The 16,806-nt window shown below is 62.4% G+C and carries 17 protein-coding genes and 1 pseudogene; 9 read left to right on the forward strand and 9 right to left on the reverse strand.

The features are described 5' to 3' along the window. Positions 1-380 precede the first annotated feature (380 nt). The 7 genes from rpsT to ASD44_RS01000 form a co-directional block, all read right to left on the reverse strand. Positions 381-647 (reverse strand): 30S ribosomal protein S20, encoded by a 267-nt coding sequence (gene rpsT, locus ASD44_RS00970; protein ID WP_056107560.1) that lies wholly within the window; start codon positions 645-647, stop codon positions 381-383. A 160-nt stretch (positions 648-807) separates the two neighbouring features. Next, complete coding sequence (locus ASD44_RS00975) at positions 808-1,581, reverse strand: enoyl-CoA hydratase (RefSeq protein ID WP_056107563.1); 774 nt, start codon at positions 1,579-1,581, stop codon at positions 808-810. 78 nt (positions 1,582-1,659) lie between these two features. Continuing rightward, the gene (mutM, locus tag ASD44_RS00980; RefSeq protein ID WP_056107566.1) at positions 1,660-2,550 is read right to left on the reverse strand and encodes a bifunctional DNA-formamidopyrimidine glycosylase/DNA-(apurinic or apyrimidinic site) lyase; all 891 of its coding nucleotides are present in this window, start codon (positions 2,548-2,550) and stop codon (positions 1,660-1,662) included. Further along, positions 2,543-3,778, reverse strand: coding sequence for a phosphopentomutase (locus ASD44_RS00985; protein WP_056107569.1), 1,236 nt, complete (start codon positions 3,776-3,778; stop codon positions 2,543-2,545). Before ASD44_RS00985 ends, mutM begins: the two co-directional genes overlap by 8 nt. A gap of 155 nt (positions 3,779-3,933) precedes the next feature. After that, positions 3,934-4,575 (reverse strand): TadE/TadG family type IV pilus assembly protein, encoded by a 642-nt coding sequence (locus ASD44_RS00990; protein WP_056107573.1) that lies wholly within the window; start codon positions 4,573-4,575, stop codon positions 3,934-3,936. A 31-nt stretch (positions 4,576-4,606) separates the two neighbouring features. Beyond that, complete coding sequence (locus ASD44_RS00995; RefSeq protein ID WP_056107575.1) at positions 4,607-5,200, reverse strand: TadE/TadG family type IV pilus assembly protein; 594 nt, start codon at positions 5,198-5,200, stop codon at positions 4,607-4,609. Positions 5,201-5,338: 138 nt separating this feature from the next. Continuing rightward, positions 5,339-5,758: a pilus assembly protein N-terminal domain-containing protein gene (locus ASD44_RS01000; protein WP_056115179.1), complete on the reverse strand. Its 420-nt coding sequence runs from the start codon at positions 5,756-5,758 to the stop codon at positions 5,339-5,341. Between the two features lie 183 nt (positions 5,759-5,941). Between ASD44_RS01000 and ASD44_RS01005 the strand changes: the two genes are divergently transcribed. From ASD44_RS01005 to ASD44_RS01040, 8 genes are all read left to right on the forward strand, one after another. Then, positions 5,942-6,460 carry a prepilin peptidase gene (locus tag ASD44_RS01005; RefSeq protein WP_056115182.1) on the forward strand — a complete coding sequence of 173 codons (519 nt, stop codon included), beginning with the start codon at positions 5,942-5,944 and terminating at the stop codon, positions 6,458-6,460. 176 nt (positions 6,461-6,636) lie between these two features. Next, entirely contained in the window at positions 6,637-7,449 is an 813-nt protein-coding gene (gene cpaB / locus ASD44_RS01010) for a Flp pilus assembly protein CpaB (protein ID WP_056107577.1), read from the forward strand. Further along, complete coding sequence (locus ASD44_RS01015) at positions 7,446-8,978, forward strand: type II and III secretion system protein family protein (protein ID WP_056107580.1); 1,533 nt, start codon at positions 7,446-7,448, stop codon at positions 8,976-8,978. Before cpaB ends, ASD44_RS01015 begins: the two co-directional genes overlap by 4 nt. A gap of 14 nt (positions 8,979-8,992) precedes the next feature. Continuing rightward, entirely contained in the window at positions 8,993-9,718 is a 726-nt protein-coding gene (locus ASD44_RS01020; protein ID WP_056107583.1) for a CpaD family pilus assembly protein, read from the forward strand. 28 nt (positions 9,719-9,746) lie between these two features. Then, positions 9,747-11,027: a CpaE family protein gene (locus ASD44_RS01025; protein WP_200946433.1), complete on the forward strand. Its 1,281-nt coding sequence runs from the start codon at positions 9,747-9,749 to the stop codon at positions 11,025-11,027. 30 nt (positions 11,028-11,057) lie between these two features. Further along, positions 11,058-12,590 carry a CpaF family protein gene (locus ASD44_RS01030; protein ID WP_056107589.1) on the forward strand — a complete coding sequence of 511 codons (1,533 nt, stop codon included), beginning with the start codon at positions 11,058-11,060 and terminating at the stop codon, positions 12,588-12,590. 43 nt (positions 12,591-12,633) lie between these two features. Continuing rightward, positions 12,634-13,647 (forward strand): type II secretion system F family protein, encoded by a 1,014-nt coding sequence (locus tag ASD44_RS01035; RefSeq protein WP_056107591.1) that lies wholly within the window; start codon positions 12,634-12,636, stop codon positions 13,645-13,647. A 10-nt stretch (positions 13,648-13,657) separates the two neighbouring features. Further along, on the forward strand, positions 13,658-14,668 hold the full coding sequence (locus tag ASD44_RS01040; protein ID WP_056107594.1) for a type II secretion system F family protein: 1,011 nt from the start codon (positions 13,658-13,660) through the stop codon (positions 14,666-14,668). Positions 14,669-14,782: 114 nt separating this feature from the next. Here the strand turns inward: ASD44_RS01040 and ASD44_RS01045 are convergent, their stop codons facing one another. Next, on the reverse strand, positions 14,783-15,583 hold the full coding sequence (locus ASD44_RS01045) for a tetratricopeptide repeat protein (RefSeq protein ID WP_244478701.1): 801 nt from the start codon (positions 15,581-15,583) through the stop codon (positions 14,783-14,785). 100 nt (positions 15,584-15,683) lie between these two features. Beyond that, positions 15,684-16,289, reverse strand: a complete 606-nt coding sequence (locus tag ASD44_RS01050) for a hypothetical protein (RefSeq protein WP_056107614.1) — start codon at positions 16,287-16,289, stop codon at positions 15,684-15,686. A 146-nt stretch (positions 16,290-16,435) separates the two neighbouring features. Between ASD44_RS01050 and ASD44_RS18640 the strand changes: the two are divergent. Beyond that, positions 16,436-16,806, forward strand: a pseudogene (locus ASD44_RS18640) (leucyl aminopeptidase family protein); the annotation flags it as partial.

Consider the following 16,806-nt stretch of genomic DNA (forward strand, 5'->3'; position numbering starts at 1 on the left):
ACCCGATCCGCAAAGCCGTTGTGATTCAAAACGTTTTCCGGCGAATGTGAAAATCGGTAGCTGGCGCGAAATTTTTTATAATATTTTTCTTGACAGCCACTTGTCCCCCGCCATCCGGGGACAGTGTGAACAACCTGTGGAGTGACCTGCTTTAAGCTTTTGATATTAAAGGATTTTAGTCGTCAACTTTTGTAAAGTTGCAGGTATCCTTCAGGCGCCGATCCCCGTTATGCGGGAAGGATATGCCGGCAAAACTTCAAATAGCCTGCGTTCTTCGTCGCCGAGTTAATCAGCACACCCATCTCGCAATCTTGCCGGCAAAAGAAAAACCCGGCGTCCAGCGCCGGGTTTCTTGAAAAGTCCAGACTGCGAAGTGGAGTTTACGCAGAAAGCGTCTTCAGCCGATGCGCCAGGCGCGAAACCTTGCGGGACGCGGTGTTCCTGTGAAGGACGCCCTTCGTCGCAGCGCGCATCAATTCCGGCTGGGCCGCCTTGAGGGCCGCTTCCGCCGCGCTCTTGTCGCCAGCGGCCAGGGCCTCTTCGACCTTGCGCACATAGTTGCGCACGCGCGAACGGCGGTTCTTGTTGACCGCGGCGCGGCGGGCGATCTTGCGCGTTGCTTTTTTGGCCGATGAGGTGTTGGCCATGGATGCCTCTCTTCCGATCTCAGTGGTGGGCGCACGCGGCGTGCCGCAGGGCGCAAAAAACAAACGGGCAGCCAAGCGGCCGCCTCGATTGGTGCGGCTTATAGTGCAGCTTTTCCGACGCGTCAACGCCGCGCCGCGTTCTTTTTGGTTGACCGGCCGCTTAGCGGTTACGGAAATTCGGCGGCCTTTTTTCGACGAAGGCGGTCATGCCTTCCTTCTGGTCTTCCAGCGCGAACATCGAGTGGAAAAGCCGCTTCTCGAACCGCAGGCCCTCGGCCAGCGTTGTCTCGTAGGCGCGGTTCACCGCCTCCTTGTTCATGATCACGGACGGCAGCGAGAAAGCAGCGATCCTGGCCGCGGCCTTCAACGCCTCGTCCAGAAGCTCGGCGGCCGGAACGATCCGCGACACCAGGCCAGACCGTTCGGCCTCGGCGGCGTCCATCATGCGGCCGGTAAGGCACATATCCATGGCCTTGGACTTGCCGACGAAGCGGGTCAGCCGCTGCGACCCGCCCATGCCGGGCATGACGCCGAGCGTGATTTCCGGCTGGCCGAATTTGGCGGTGTCGGCGGCGATGATGAAATCGCACATCATGGCCAGTTCGCAACCGCCGCCCAGCGCGTATCCCGCAACCGCGGCGATGATCGGCTTGCGGGCGCGGGTCAGTTCCTCCCAGCCGACGAAGAAGTCTTCCAGGTAAACATCGACATAGCCCTTGGCCTGCATCTCCTTGATGTCGGCGCCGGCAGCGAAAGCCTTTTCGGACCCGGTGATGACCATCGCGCCGATGGCCGCATCGGCCTCGAACGACTGGACCGCCCTGACGATTTCCGCCTGGATTTGCGAATTCAGCGCATTCAACGCCTTGGGGCGGTTCAGCGTTATCAGGCCGACCTTGCCGCGCGTTTCGGCGATGATGGTTTCGTAGTCCATGTCCTGCTCCTCTCGCTTCTCCCAGCGCTGTAGCGAGAGCTTCCGGCGGATACAAGTATTCCGTGTAACCGAGGTGATTTAATACTGGCAGGTCGGGCAATAGAAGGTCGAGCGACCGCTTTGCACGATGCGCTTTATGGCGCCGCCGCAGCCCGGTCTCGGGCACGGCTCGCCCTCACGGTCGTAGACGGCGAAGGAGTGCTGAAAGTAGCCGAGCGAGCCGTCCGCCTGCCTGTAGTCGCGCAGCGATGAGCCGCCTGCGGCGATTGCATCGGCGATGACGGCGCGGATCGCTCCGGCAAGACCTTCGGCATGCGCGCGCGCTCTTTTGGTCGGTCCGGCGATGGTGCCGGCCCGGCGCAGCGGCGAAAGCCCCGCCCGCCACAACGCCTCCGACACATAGATGTTGCCGAGGCCGGCGATCAGCGTCTGGTCGAGAAGGGCGGCCTTGAGCGGCGCTTTCCTGCCTTCCAGAAGGCCGGCGAGAAGAGGGCCGTCCAGCGCGTTGCCCGTGGGCTCGATTCCCAGGCTTGCCAGCATCGGGTGCTCGTCCGGCGCGCCCTCGGCGAAAAGCATGAAGCCGAACCGGCGCGGATCGTTGAAGACGATGCGTGCCGCGGGTCCTGCCGCCGGCTCGAGTTCGAAGACGACATGGTCATGCGCGCCGGCGGCCGTGCGTTGGTGATGAAAGTCGCCGGGTGTTTCGCTGGCGTTCGCCGTCTCGATGCGGAACGAGCCCGACATGCCGAGATGGCAGATCAGCACCGGCCCGCCTTCAAGATGCATGGTCAGATATTTGGCGCGGCGGCCCAGCGACAGAATTTTCCGGCCGGCGAGGCGGGTGGCGAAATTTTCCGGTAGCGGAAAGCGCAGATCCGGACGGCGGGCCTCGACGCGGACGATGCGGGCGCCTTCCATCACCGGCTGCAGACCGCGCCGGACGGTCTCGACCTCCGGCAGTTCAGGCATCGCCGCCGATCGCGGCGTAGAAGGATTTGCCGTATTTTCCGGGCGCGATTCCGAGATGCTCCGCGATTGTTTCGCCGAGATCGGAGAAGGTCTCCCGCAAACCGATATCGCCGCCCTTGAGGCCGGGCGCAAAGCCGATCACCGGTATGCGCTCACGCGTGTGGTCGGTGCCCTTCCAGGTCGGATCGTTGCCATGATCGGCGGTCAGGAAGAACAGGTCGCCGGACTTCAGTTTGGCCAGCGCTTCGGGGATACGCGCATCGAACGCCTCGAGCGCGGCGGCATAGCCGGGCACGTCGCGGCGATGGCCGAAGTCCGTGTCGAAATCGACGAAGTTGGCGAACACGAAGTCGCCGTTGCGGGCATCGTCCATCGCGCCCAGCGCCTTGTCGAACATGGCCATGTTTCCCGGCCCCTTGCGCACTTCGGAAATGCCCCGGTGCGCGAAGATGTCGCCGATCTTGCCGATAGCGATGACGCGGCGCCCATTCTCGACCAGCCGGTCGAGCAAGGTCGGCTCGGGCGGCGGAACCGAAAAGTCCTTGCGGTTGGGCGTCCGCTGGAATTCGCCCGGATGTTCGCCGAGGAAGGGTCTGGCGATCACGCGGCCGATGTTGAGGGGGTCGACCAGCCGCCGCACCACCTTGCAGAAGTCGTAAAGCCGCTCCAGCCCGAAATGCGTCTCGTGCGCCGCGATCTGCATGACGGAATCGACGGAGGTGTAGCAGATGGGCATTCCCGTCCGGATATGCTCTTCGCCATAGTCCTCGATGACGCCGGTGCCGGTGGCGTGGCGGTTGGCAAGAATGCCGGGCACCTTGCCCTCGCGGATCATCGCTTCCGTCAGGTCGGCGGGAAAAGCGGGGATCGTCTCGGGGAAATACCCCCAGTTGAACAGCACCGGCAGGCCGGCGATTTCCCAGTGGCCGGACGGCGTATCCTTGCCGTTGGATATTTCCTGCGCCGCGCCGCGGATGGAGGAGGGAAGGGCGGTTCCACCGTCGAAGTCGAAGCCGGTAGCGATCCTGGCGGCCTCGCCCAGGCCCAGCGCTGCCATGTTGGGAAGCTTCAGCGGTCCCTGGCGCAGGCCATCGCGGTCGCCGCGACCAGCAGCGCATGCCTCGGCGATGTGCCCGAATGTGTTGGAACCCGTGTCGCCGTAGCGGTCGGCGTCGCCCGCGCCGCCAATTCCGAACGAGTCGAGAACGAAAACGAACGCACGCGCCATGGATGGTCCAGTCCCTGTTAAGGCCCAGACATAGGATTGCACGTCAGACTTGGCAAACCATTTCCGGCCTGAACCGACGGCAGGGAAGGGAACTGCGGGATCGATCCCGACGAGGCCGCCTGTCCCGCGCCACCATCAGGAAAGGCGCGGCTGCGTCAGGGGCAATCCGAGCAGGTGATCGTGTTGGTGACGCGCGGGCGCAGATAATAGGTCTCTTCCATCGGCAGCTTGTCGAAGGCCGCTGTAAGGCCGGCGGCCTTTTTGCCGTCGGCAGCCCAGGTCAGCACCGGCCGGTAGTCGAGTTCGGTTTGGACGCGGATCAGGAACGTGTTGGCAATGTTGAGATTGGCCGGAACTGTCGTTTCCGTGTTTTTGGCCACATCCTTGCTGTAGGCGCCGTTTTGCACCTTCCACGACCATGCGACCTTGGCCTTGGGCGTGGCGTCGTTCGTCATCTGGATCGCGGTGATGACGATCTTCGGGTCGGTGCGGCCATAAGGCTGCAGCGTCGTATCGCCAATCTTCATGATCGCTTTGAGATCGTTCGTCGACACGTCGAGCTGTTGCGCGACGAGATCCGCCACCATGGAACTCAGGCGGTTCACTTTCTTGTTGGTCTCGATGGCCTGCGCCACCTCCATGGTGACGAAATACATCGCCAGAAGAAGCGGAGCGATCAGCGCGAATTCCACGGCGGCGATGCCGCGGCGGTCGCTGCAAAAACGCTTTGCCCCGGTCAGCAGCGCGCGAAGCGTCCTGCCGGCCTGCCCGATATGTGCCCCCGCACGAAACGACATTTATCTACCTTCCACCCCGGTATCGATACGATCAGTTATCGAAGGGCTCGTTCTGCCAGGTCGCCGAAGCGAAATGCAGGGTTGCCCCGTTTTCGAGATTCGCCATGCTCTTGGCCATGAAATCGGTCATCACCGGCCATTTGTAGAAGACACGCAACATGCTCTTCTGCGTCGATAGTCCGGGTTCGAATTTGAAGCCGCCGCTTTCGGCTGCGCCATTGGTAAGCAGGACGATCTTCTTGTTCTGGATGGCGAAGCTGGCGTTCGCCAGCGCTTCGAATGTCGGCTTGGTCCGCAGGTCGACTTCAAGTCCCGGACAGCCCTTCGCCACCATGATTTCGAGCTTGGCGCAGATCAGGTTCTTGACCTGGGTCGCCGAGGCATCGGCTGCCTTGATCTGGCCGGTGCGGAACTGCCGCGCGACGCTGTCGGTAGCGTTCGTCATCACTTCCTGCGCGGCAAACGAGATGCAGCATTCGAGGACGGCGAAGACCAGCAGCGAGAAGGGAATGGCAAGCACCGCGAACTCAATCGCCGTGCTGCCGTCGCGTTCCCGTGCGAAGCGCCTGAACAAGCGTGTCCGCTTTTCTTTACGCTCGCCCGTTGGGGACGAAAGAATGTCCATTTTGCCTCTGCCCGATTGTCGCAAGGTATCTGGAATGACCCTATACGAAACCTGTTGAGGCCCGGTTTGGATGATTGTTAGATTTGGACGCGTGCGCTTTACCGATGGTTTACCAACCGGTTTTCCGCGTCGTTCCGATCACTGGCCGGCGTTCATTTCCGCTTCGGACTGCTTCTCGGCGTCGGATTTATACGAGCTTTCGCAATAGGGCGCGCAGGACATTGTCTGCACCTGCGAGCGACGGTAGATGCGCACGGTCGATGCGTTTTCGCGCACCACCGTCACCTGTTCGTCGATGATCGGGCTGCCTTCGCGATCCAGGACGACCAGATTGGTCACGCCGAAGCCCTTGCCGGTCAAAACGATGGTGGAAGCGTCCTGCACCGACGCGTCGGCGATCAGCGGATTGCCGACCACGATGGTGTCGGCGGCGCGCGTCAGCTTCAGGATCTTGGCCTGGTTCATGGTGACTTCGATGCCGGCGCCGCCTTGTGCCGGCAGCACATAGGCCGTGGCGGCAAGTACGGCAGCTAGCAGGAGCGGTCTCGACACGGCCATCTTCATCTCCGGGACAGGCAGAGTGTTCAACGGAATATGAACGGGATTGGTGAACCAACGGTTAAGCCAGCCGGCTGTCGCGCTGCGATCTTAAGAAATAGACGCAAAACCACGGGTTCGGCTCACCGATCCTTAACGGGTCTCTTTTATCATATGCTGGTTTTCGAACCGTGCGTGAAACCGATGATCGAAGCTCTGATATTTGTCGTCTTTCCGTTCTGCATGTTGTTTGCAGCCATTTCCGACATGCTGTCGATGACGATCGCCAACCGGGTATCCCTGCTTTTGGCAGGCGTCTTCCTGGCCGTGGCGCCGCTGACGGGCATGGATTGGGCGACCTATGGCTGGCATATCGCAGCCGGCGCGCTGGTCCTGACGGTTACCTTCGGCCTGTTCGCGCTGGGCGGCATGGGCGGCGGCGACGCCAAATTGCTGGCCGCCACATCCTTGTGGATGGGTTTCGGGATGCCGCTCATCCAGTATCTGGTCATTTCGGCTTTCGTCGGCGGTCTCCTGACCCTGGCCATCATCTTGTATCGCAACTCGGATCTGATGATCATGACCCGCAACAACCGGTTCCTGAGCAATTTCGCCGACGAATCGGTCGGCGTGCCGTATGGCATCGCCCTTGGCGTCGGCGGGCTGATTGCCTTTCCCGACAGCCCTCTCATGATCTGGGCGCTCGGCCGCCTGGCCGGTTAAGGACCAACCTCAGCCTTCGTTTCGGCTTTGCGCCAGGTGCGACCCGGCGGTTAACTCTTTCCAATTTGAATAAACGTTAAATTAAGCATGATCGTAAGCAGAGCATTAACCCTAATTTGACGATTGCCGCTGCACAGTCCGGGCTGGCTAGGCGTTTGCCAAATGGGGTTTGAGATATGCCGGCGTCCCGATTGATCATTTTAGGCGTAGCCTTCGCAGCTGCCGGCGGCGCCGGCTATGTCGCGAAGAACATGGTGGTTCCCGCGCCCACCGAGGTGGCGACCGAAGGCCCCAAGGCGCCGTCCATCGTCACGCAGGATGTGCTTGCGCTGACAGGCGATGTCGGCATGGGCACGACGCTCGACAGCAATATCGGCTGGCAGGCATGGCCGTCCGACGCGGTCAACGCCAATTTCATCACCCGCGCCAACGAACCCGAAGCGGTGGAGAAGCTGAAGGACTCCGTTGCGCGGGTCGCCATGTATTCGGGCGAACCGGTGCGCCGGTCCAAGCTGATCGGCGAGGGACAGAGCTTCATGTCGTCCATCCTGCCTTCCGGCAGCCGGGCGGTCGCCACATCGATCGCCGCGGACACGTCGGCAGGCGGCTTCATTCTTCCCAACGACTATGTCGATGTCATCATGACCCGCCGCGCTGACGGAGCCAATGGCGGCAGCGGCTTCACCACCGAGACAATCCTCAAGAATATCCGGGTGCTGGCCATCGACCAGACCATCCAGGAGGACGAGGAAGGCAAGAAGACGCGCGTCGGACAGACCGCCACGCTGGAGCTGACGCCGCAGCAGGCGGAGATCATTACCGTGGCGCAGCAGATGGCGGACCGGCTGACACTGGCGCTGCGCTCGATCACCGACACGCAGGAAAAGGTCACGGACGAAGCCGACTATCTCGTCAGCGGCAACGGACGGAAGGGAACCGTTCGTCTCATCAAGTCGGGCGAGATTTCCGAAGTAGGGGCAAGGAAATGATCTTAATAGGAAAGCTTCCGCTGATCGCGGCGACTGCCGTCGGCCTTCTGCTCGCCGGAACCGCGGGACAGGGCGTTGTCGACGCCAGCGCGGCCAGCAGGACACAGGTCAGCGCATCCGCCGCCACGCAGCGCGTCAAGGTGGGATTGAACAAATCGGTGGTCATCGACCTGCCGAGCGACGCCTATGACATTCTGGTGGCGAATCCGGCGGTGGCCGATGCGGTCACCCGCACGTCGCGGCGCATCTATCTCTTCGGCAAGGCGGTCGGCGAAACCAACATCTTCGTCTTCGGCGCCAATGGCGAGCAGATCGCCAGCCTCGATCTCTCCATCGAGCGCGATGTCGCCGGCCTCCAGGATTATCTGGAACGCTTCATTCCCAATTCGGACATCAAGGTCGAGCTTCTCAACGACAACGTCGTCCTGACCGGAACGGTCGAGACGCCGCTCGACGCCAAGCGCGCAGCGGATCTTGCCAACATCTTCGTCACCGGTGGTGAGGCGACCACGGGCCAGTATTCCCAGACCGCTTCCGGCGGCTCCTCGGACGGCGGCGTCGACATCAACAACCCGGACTCCGAACGCCAGAAGAGCCAGATCGTCAACCTGCTGCAGATCATCGGCGACGACCAGGTGACGCTGAAGGTGACGGTGGCCGAAGTCAGCCGCTCGGTCATGAAGCAGCTTGGCGTCAACATGATCGGCAGCGGCGACAGCAACGGTTTGAGCTGGGGCGCCCTGAGCGAGAATTCCTACGGCCTTGGCAAGCCTTTGTCGGCCTCGACGCTGGCTCTCGGCACCTCTGCCATCGACGCCTATGTCAATGCGATGGAGCAGGCGGGCGTCATGAAGACGCTGGCCGAGCCGACGCTGACGGCGGTTTCCGGCGAAAAGGCGACGTTCAAGGTCGGCGGTGAATACAATCTCATCACCAGCCGCAACGTCGACAAGGATACCGGCCAGGTCGTCTACACCAACGAAAAGATCGAGTACGGCATCGGCCTGGAGTTCCAGCCCGTGGTGCTGTCTCCCGGGCGCATCAGCCTCAAGGTCCGCACCTCCGTGTCGGAACCCACCACCGAAGGTTCCACGACGCTGGAGGGTGGCTCGAGCAGGGGCTCAAAGAGCAACGCCTATGGCGTGAACCTGCTCTCGATCCGCAAGCGGCTGGCCGATACAACGGTCGAATTGCCTTCGGGCGGGTCGATGATGATCGCCGGTCTCGTCCGTGACGATGTTCGGCAGGCCGTTCAGGGCCTGCCCGGCCTCTCCAAGATTCCGGTACTCGGCACGCTGTTCCGCAGCCGCGACTTCGTCCGCAATGAAAGCGAACTGGTCATCATCATCACGCCTTACCTGGCACGCCCGGTCGCCCGCAACGACCTCGCCAAGCCGGATGATAATTTCAATCCCGCCAGCGATGGCGCGGGCATGTTCCTTGGCCGCGTCAACCGCGTCTACGGCACCATGCAGACGGACAAGCCCGCCGGCCGGTATCACGGCGTCGTCGGCTTCATTTACAAATGATTGGGGAACGGGACATGTCTTCGTCGATCTTGAAGGCCGGGGCAGTACGGGCAAACGGCCGGGCGTTCCACAAGCAGGCGCTTCCGCTCCTGGCCATGACGGCAGCGGTTCTCCTCGCGGGCTGCGCCAACCGCGACAGCATCACGGTCGGCTCCGTGCCGGACGACTATCGCACCAACCATCCGATCGTCATCTCGGAGAAATACCAGAAGATCGATCTTCCGGTCGCCGCCGGCGACCGCGGCATGAGCAAGGCTCAGCGCGACACATTGCTTGGCTTCCTCGATGGATATGACCGAAGCGCGGCGCCTGTCCTGACGATCATGACGCCTGTCGGCTCGTCGAACGAAGTGGCGGCGCGCGCCGCCGCCCGCGAATTCGCCCGCACCGCGATCGCCAATGGCGTCTCCTCCCGGCGGATTTCCAGCGAGAACTACCAGGTCGGTGCGTCGGATACTTCGGCGCCTGTCCGGGTGGCCTTCACCTCGATCAGGGCGCAGACCGACAAATGCGGACGCTGGCCCGAGGATATCGGTGATACCACCGAGAACAAGCACTACAAGAATTTCGGCTGCTCCTACCAGAACAACCTCGCCGCCCAGGTCGCCAATCCGGCCGATCTGATCGGCCCGCGCAAGCGGACAACGATAGACGCCGAAAATCGCGACGCGGTCATCGACGTATACCGGGGCCGTGGTGTTTCGGACGAATTCCTGAGCAACTCGGAAGTCGATTACTGACCGCGCATCGCAGGGAAAGAGCATGACGATGAGCAACCTTGCCTACGATCCCGATCTGCCTGCCGCCGAATCCTCGCAGCAGGACGTCGCCGCCATGCAGGCGCTGCGGCCGATACCGCGCATCTCGATCCAGGCGTTCTGCGAGACGGAAGGCGTCGCCAACCCGATCGAGCGGGCCGGCGAGGACCGCCGCATGGCCAAGGCGCACCTCAAGGTGCATATGGGCGGCATCGCGACCGCGATTGAGTTCTATCAGTCGGCGCCAACGCCGAACCTCATCGTGCTGGAATCCCGCGCCGAGCCGCAGGCGCTGATTTCCCAGCTTGGCGAACTTTCGGAGTATTGCGATCCTTCCTCCAAGGTCGTCGTCATCGGCCACTACAACGATGTCGGCCTCTATCGCGAACTGATCCGTTCAGGCATCTCCGAATATGTCATCGCGCCGATCTCCATGGTCGATATCGTCAGCGTCATCTCCTCGATCTTCGTCGATCCGGATGCCGAGCCGATCGGCCGTTCCATCGCCTTCGTCGGCGCCAAGGGCGGTGTTGGCTCCTCGACCATCGCCCACAACGTCGCCTGGGCGATGTCGTCGCTGTTCAAGTCGGAAGTCGTGGTCGCCGACCTCGACCTCGCCTTCGGCACCGCCAACATCAATTTCGACCAGGATCCGGCGCAGGGCATTGCCGAAGCCGTGTTCTCGCCCGAGCGCATCGACGAGGTCTACCTCGACCGCCTGCTGGCGCAGTGCGCGGAGAACCTGTCCCTGCTTGCCGCGCCGTCCACGCTGGACAGGGTCTACGACTTCGATCCGGAAGCCTTCACGCAGATCATCGACACCGCTCAGCGCAGCGCGCCCATGCTCGTGCTCGACGTTCCGCATATCTGGTCGGGATGGAGCAAGAACACGCTGATCAAGGCCGACGAGATCGTCATCACGGCGACGCCGGAACTGGCCAATCTGCGCAACACCAAGAACATGGTCGACATGCTGAAGCGGCTGCGTCCGAACGATCCGCCGCCCAAGCTTGTCCTCAATCAGGCGGGCGTGCCCAAGCGGCCGGAAATCACCGCGCAGGACTTCGCCGAACCGCTCGGCATAACGCCGATCGCCGTCATTCCCTTCGACGCGCTGCTCTTCGGCAACGCCGCCAACAATGGCCGCATGCTGGGCGAGATGGACGCCAAGAACCCGACGGTCGCCATCATCAACGAGATTGCCCATGTGCTCACCGGCCGTGGCGAGGTCAAGTCGAGGAAGAAGGCGGGCCTGGGCGGCATGCTTGGCAAACTCATGCGTAAGAAGTGACTGATTAAGCGGCGGGATTGGTAGTCGATCATGTTTGGCAAAAGAGGCAATGACGACGGCAGCCGGACCATTCCGGAGTTCCGTCAGCCTTCACCGGCGGCAACGGTAACAGCGCCGGCCCGGTCGCCTGAAAGCGCTGCGCCTGCAAAACCTGCGGAAGTCGCGGGCCCGGCGCGCGCGGCGACTGCGGCCACCCCGGTGGCGCCGCCCGCGCCTGCGCGCCGCCCGGTCGAGCCGCCGCCATTGTCGCCCGAACCGCGCCGGGCACAGCGCGAGCGCAGCGAAAGCTACTATGACACCAAGAGCCAGGTCTTCGCCGCGCTCATCGACACGATCGACCTGTCGCAGCTCGCCAAGCTCGATCAGGACAGCGCACGCGAGGAAATCCGCGATATCGTCAACGACATCATCGCGATCAAGAATTTCGCGATGTCCATCTCCGAGCAGGAGGAACTGCTCGAGGATATCTGCAATGACGTCCTCGGCTACGGTCCGCTCGAACCTCTGCTCGCCCGTGACGACATCGCCGACATCATGGTCAACGGCTCGCGCAATGTTTACATCGAAGTCGCGGGCAAGGTCGAGCAGACCAACATCCGGTTCCGCGACAACCAGCAGCTTCTCAACATCTGCCAGCGCATCGTCAGCCAGGTCGGCCGCCGCGTCGATGAATCCTCGCCCATTTGCGACGCCCGCCTGCCGGACGGCTCCCGCGTCAACGTCATCGCGCCGCCGCTCGCCATCGACGGCACCGCGCTCACCATCCGCAAGTTCAAGAAGGACAAGCTGACGCTCGACCAGCTCGTCCGCTTCGGCGCCATTTCCCAGGAAGGCGCGGAAATTCTCAAGATCATCGGCCGCGTCCGCTGCAACATCGTCATTTCAGGCGGCACCGGTTCCGGCAAGACGACCCTGCTCAACTGTCTGACCAACTACATCGACCGCGAGGAACGGGTCATCACCTGCGAGGACTCGGCGGAACTGCAGCTGCAGCAGCCGCATGTCGTGCGCCTCGAAACCCGCCCGCCCAATCTCGAGGGCGAGGGCGAGGTCACCATGCGCGACCTGGTCAAGAACTGCCTGCGCATGCGCCCCGAACGCATCATCGTCGGCGAAGTGCGCGGACCGGAGGTCTTCGACCTTCTGCAGGCCATGAACACCGGCCATGACGGCTCCATGGGCACCATCCACTCCAACAGCCCGCGCGAATGCCTCAACCGTATCGAATCGATGATCGCCATGGGCGGTTTCCTGCTGCCGCAGAAGACGGTGCGCGAAATCATCGTCGGCTCGGTCGACGTCATCATCCAGGCCGCGCGCCTGCGCGATGGCTCCCGCCGGATAACCCACATAACCGAAGTCATCGGCATGGAAGGCGATGTCATCATCACGCAGGACCTCGTCCTCTACAACATCAAGGGCGAGGACGCGGGAGGAAAACTGATCGGCGAGCACGTCTCCACCGGCATCGGCCGGCCGCATTTCTGGGACCGCGCCCGCTACTACGGCGAGGAACAGCGCCTGGCCACCGCCATGGAAGCGATGGAAAAGCGGGCCGATTGATGGCCTCTCACCATTTCGACCAGATTAACAGGTCACGACCCTGATGTTCGGAATAGACACGACCGTTCTGGCATTCGTCCTCCTCGCCGGTTGCAGCGCCGGCGCGGTGGCCTACGCGTTGCTGTTCACCCGCATCGCCAACGAGAACCAGACCGGCAAGCGGTTGCAGAACATCAAGGCTGCCGAAACCGACCGCAATGTCGTCAAGGCTTCCCGCGATCGCGTGGCCGAAGCGGCCAAGCGCCGCAAGTCGGTGCAGGATTCGCTGAAGGATCTCGAGGAAAAGCAGAAGGTCAAGAACGTCAACGTCAAGAAGCCGCCTCTCAAGATCCAGATCCGGCAGGCCGGAATGGATATCAGCATGGAGCGGTTCTACATTTATTCCGGAATTTGCGGGTTGGTGCTTACGCTCATCGCCTTCGTTCTGGGCGTGCCGCTCTACGCTCTTCTCGGCGTCACGTTGGCGGGGACCCTCGGTCTTCCCCGCTGGTTCGTGTCCTTCCGCCGCGGCCGCCGCGTCAAGGCTTTCCTGAAGGAATTCCCCAACGCCCTCGACGTGATCGTGCGCGCGGTGAAATCCGGCCTGCCGCTGAACGACGGCATCCGCCTCATCGCCAACGAATCCCCCGAACCGGTCAAGACCGAATTCCGCCGCATCGTCGATTCCCAGCAGCTCGGCATCTCGATTCCCGAAGCGGTGATGCGCATGCCGGAAACCATGCCCTGCCCGGAGGCCGGCTTCTTCGGCATCGTCATCCAGATCCAGAGCCAGGCTGGCGGCAATCTGTCGGAAGCGCTGGGCAATCTCTCGCGCGTGCTGCGCGACCGCAAGAAGATGAAAGCCAAGGTGCAGGCGCTGTCAATGGAGGCCAAGGCTTCTGCCGTTATCATCGGCGCGCTGCCCTTCGTCGTCGCCTTCATGGTCTATCTCTCGAGCCCCAATTACATTATGCCGCTGTTCGTCACCCATACGGGCAATCTCATCCTGGGCATCGCCGGGCTGTGGATGTCGATCGGCATCTTCGTCATGCGCAAGATGATGAATTTCGAGGTCTAAGGGCTACAAGATGGGCATCGCCAAAACCCTTACGGATCCGGCTCTTCTGATCGCCATGCTGGTGGCCGTCGCGGTGTTCGCCACCGTCTACACGCTGTTGCCCGCCTTCGGCGGCAACTCGCTCAAGGCCCGCATGAAATCTGTCGCGCTGGAACGCGATGAACTGCGCGCCAAGCAGCGCGCCCGGCTGGCGGCCGAAGCAGACCGCCGTCGCAGGGGCCTGCGCGAGGAGCAGTCCGTCGGCATGCGCAACATCGTTGACCGTCTGGACCTGCGGCGCGCGCTGGCCGACGAAAGCACCATGCAGAAGCTCAAGATGGCCGGCTTCCGCGGCCAGAACCCGCTGACGCGCTTTCTGTTCTTCAGGTTGGTATTGCCATTCGCCGGGCTTGCCCTGGCGGCGTTTTATCTCTTCGTGCTGGGCGCCTTGCCGGACCGGCCGCTGGTGATGAAGCTCTTTATCTGCATCGTCGCGGCCTATGCTGGCTTCTACGCGCCGGTGCTCTACGTCAGCAACCGGGCCACCAAGCGCAAGCAGTCCATACAGCGCGCCTGGCCCGATGCGCTGGACCTGATGCTGATCTGCGTGGAGTCCGGCATGTCGGTCGAAGCCGCCATGCGCAAGGTCGCCGACGAGATCGGCACGCAATCGGTCGAGCTTGCCGAGGAGTTCGTGCTCACCAATGCCGAACTGTCCTTCCTGCAGGAGCGCAAGCAGGCCTACGAAAACCTCGCCGGCCGCACCGGCCTGGAATCGGTGAAGTCCGTTTCGCAGGCGCTGATCCAGGCTGAACGCTACGGCACTCCTGTCGCGCACGCGCTGCGCGTTCTGGCCAGCGAAAGCCGCGACATGCGTATGAACGAGGCCGAGAAGAAGGCCGCCGCGCTGCCGCCGAAGCTGACCGTGCCGATGATCCTGTTCTTCCTGCCGGTGCTGTTCGCCATCATCCTTGGCCCGGCCGGTATGCAGATCAGCCAGCGGGGCATCTTCGGCGACGCGCAGACCAGCACCGAGGAATAAGTCCTTCGGGCTTACATCCGCCTGACACAGAAAACCGCGCGGCCTTGGCCAGCGCGGTTTTTGCTTGAAGGGAAGGGGACTGCTGTCGGGTCCGGCCGCTGACGGGATTGAAACTCAGTTGGCCGCGGCGACCTTCTTCTTGTCCTGCGCCTTGAGCTGGCTCCAGGCGTTCTGCTGCGCCAGCATCGAGCGGAGATAGGCGACATTGGCCTGCGCCTGCTCGGGCGACAGTTCCTGCGAGGCGATCTTTTCGGCCTCGTCGAAACGGCCCTGCAGACCGACGACGAGCGCCAGGTTCTGCCGCACGCGGCTGTCGGCGTTCGGCTTCTCGGAGGCCGAGCGAAGATAGGTCTCCGCGGTTTTGAGATCACCTCCCAGCAGATAGGACATGCCGAGATTGGAGAGGATCGACGGTTCGTCGGGCTTCAGGTCGAGCGCCTTGCGGTAGCGCTGGCGGGCCTCATCCTTCTGGCCGATCTGGTCGAGGATGGCGCCTTCCGCCGAAACAAGCTTCCAGTCCGGATATTCCGGCGTCTGGGCGCGGCGCACGGCATCGAGAGCCGGTTCGAACTGGCCGTTCGCGGCCAGCGCCTTGCCATAGGCGGCGAGCACGTCGCGGTCCTTGGCATAGACGATGGCGAGCTTGCGCATGACCGCCAGCGACTGGTCGGCGTCACCGTTCATCTGCAGGACGGTGGCGTATTTCATCGCCGTGGCTTTGTCGTTGGGGTTCTTCGCATAGGAGCGGCCGAGCGACGATGAAGCATCGCGCAACTGGCCTGCCGACATGGACTCCACCGCCGGACCGCTGCCGCCTCGGCTGATCGAGCCGGTCGTCATCTTGCTGGTGCCGCAGCCGGCCACGCCGGCCATCAGCGCGATCGCGAAGGCGCCTTTGAGGACGCGCTTCGTCATATTGGATTTCGAGCTATGGAAAGACATTCGGCGCAGGCCCCCATTCGTTACGGCCACCTGACCCGAGAAATATTCTGTTAACCCTAATGGAAGGTTAATCTTAACGGCTTGGCTGCAGGTCCGTGTCCTTTTCGGTGGGTTTCAGTTGGCCCACCTCACCGATGCGGACGTAGAGTTCCAGCAAAGGAACCACCAGTTGCTGCGTCGCCTTGAGCACTTCCGAATTGTAGGTCGCGACTTCCTCCGGCGTTTCGATTTTCTTGCCGGCATTCGAGAAGATCACGGCCATCATGCCGTTCATGGCGGTGTTGACGCCGGCAGCGGATTTCGGGCCGTTTTCGGTGCTGAACATCGGCAGCAGGGAAAGGTTCTGGGCGCTCACCCGCCCCATGATCTCCTGGAGCCTGAAAACATCGGCCTGGACGTCCTGGCCCGCCGCCAATTTCTGGGCGACGACGCCGTAGAGGCCCTGGAAATCCTCCATCTTGGTCCGCAAATCGCTGTAGTTGCGGATGACGAAGTCGGTTTTGATTTTCTGCGCTTCGAACTTCGCATTGACCTGCGGTGCGATGAAATAGGTGCCTGCGGCTCCGGCCAGCAAGGCGGCGGCGGTAAACCACATCGGCGTTCGGTCCGCCACGAGGAAAGTCCTTACGGCATCCCTGCGCCGGGGCTTGGCTTCCTTGGTCGCTTCCAGAACGGTCACAGCAATGTTCCAAATGGATCATCTGCTTATCATTCGAGGTGATCAGGCAGCAATCGCGGAAAGATATGGGATGCCGTGCGAATTGACGTCGTTGCCGTTTCCCGGCACTACGGAAGGCGAAATCCTCCAGCCGAAGCGACAAACCAATGCCTGTCGAGCTTGCCGAAAAGCCTGGTGAAACGCTGCCTGTCTATTTGATCGGCAAGAACGGCCTGGAAGCGGCGGACCTGTCGCCTCAACAACTGGTCTGGGCGAACGCCAACGGCTTTTCCGGCGAGGCGGGCAGGACGCTTGTTCTTCCTGGCACGGACGGATCGATTGCCGGCGCGCTGTTCGGCATCGGCAATGGCGGAAATCCGCTCGGCTTCGGCGCCTTGGCCAAGGCGCTGCCGGAAGGGGGCTGGCGCTTCGCCAGCGATCTGGCGGAGCCGCACCTGGCGCTGCAGGGACTGGTGCTGGGCAGCTACGTCTTCACCCGTTACGGCCGCAAGCCCGGCAAGGCGTTGCGTTTCGCCGT

The sequence above is a fragment of the Mesorhizobium sp. Root554 genome (assembly GCF_001427025.1).
In the GTDB taxonomy this organism is placed as follows: domain Bacteria; phylum Pseudomonadota; class Alphaproteobacteria; order Rhizobiales; family Rhizobiaceae; genus Mesorhizobium.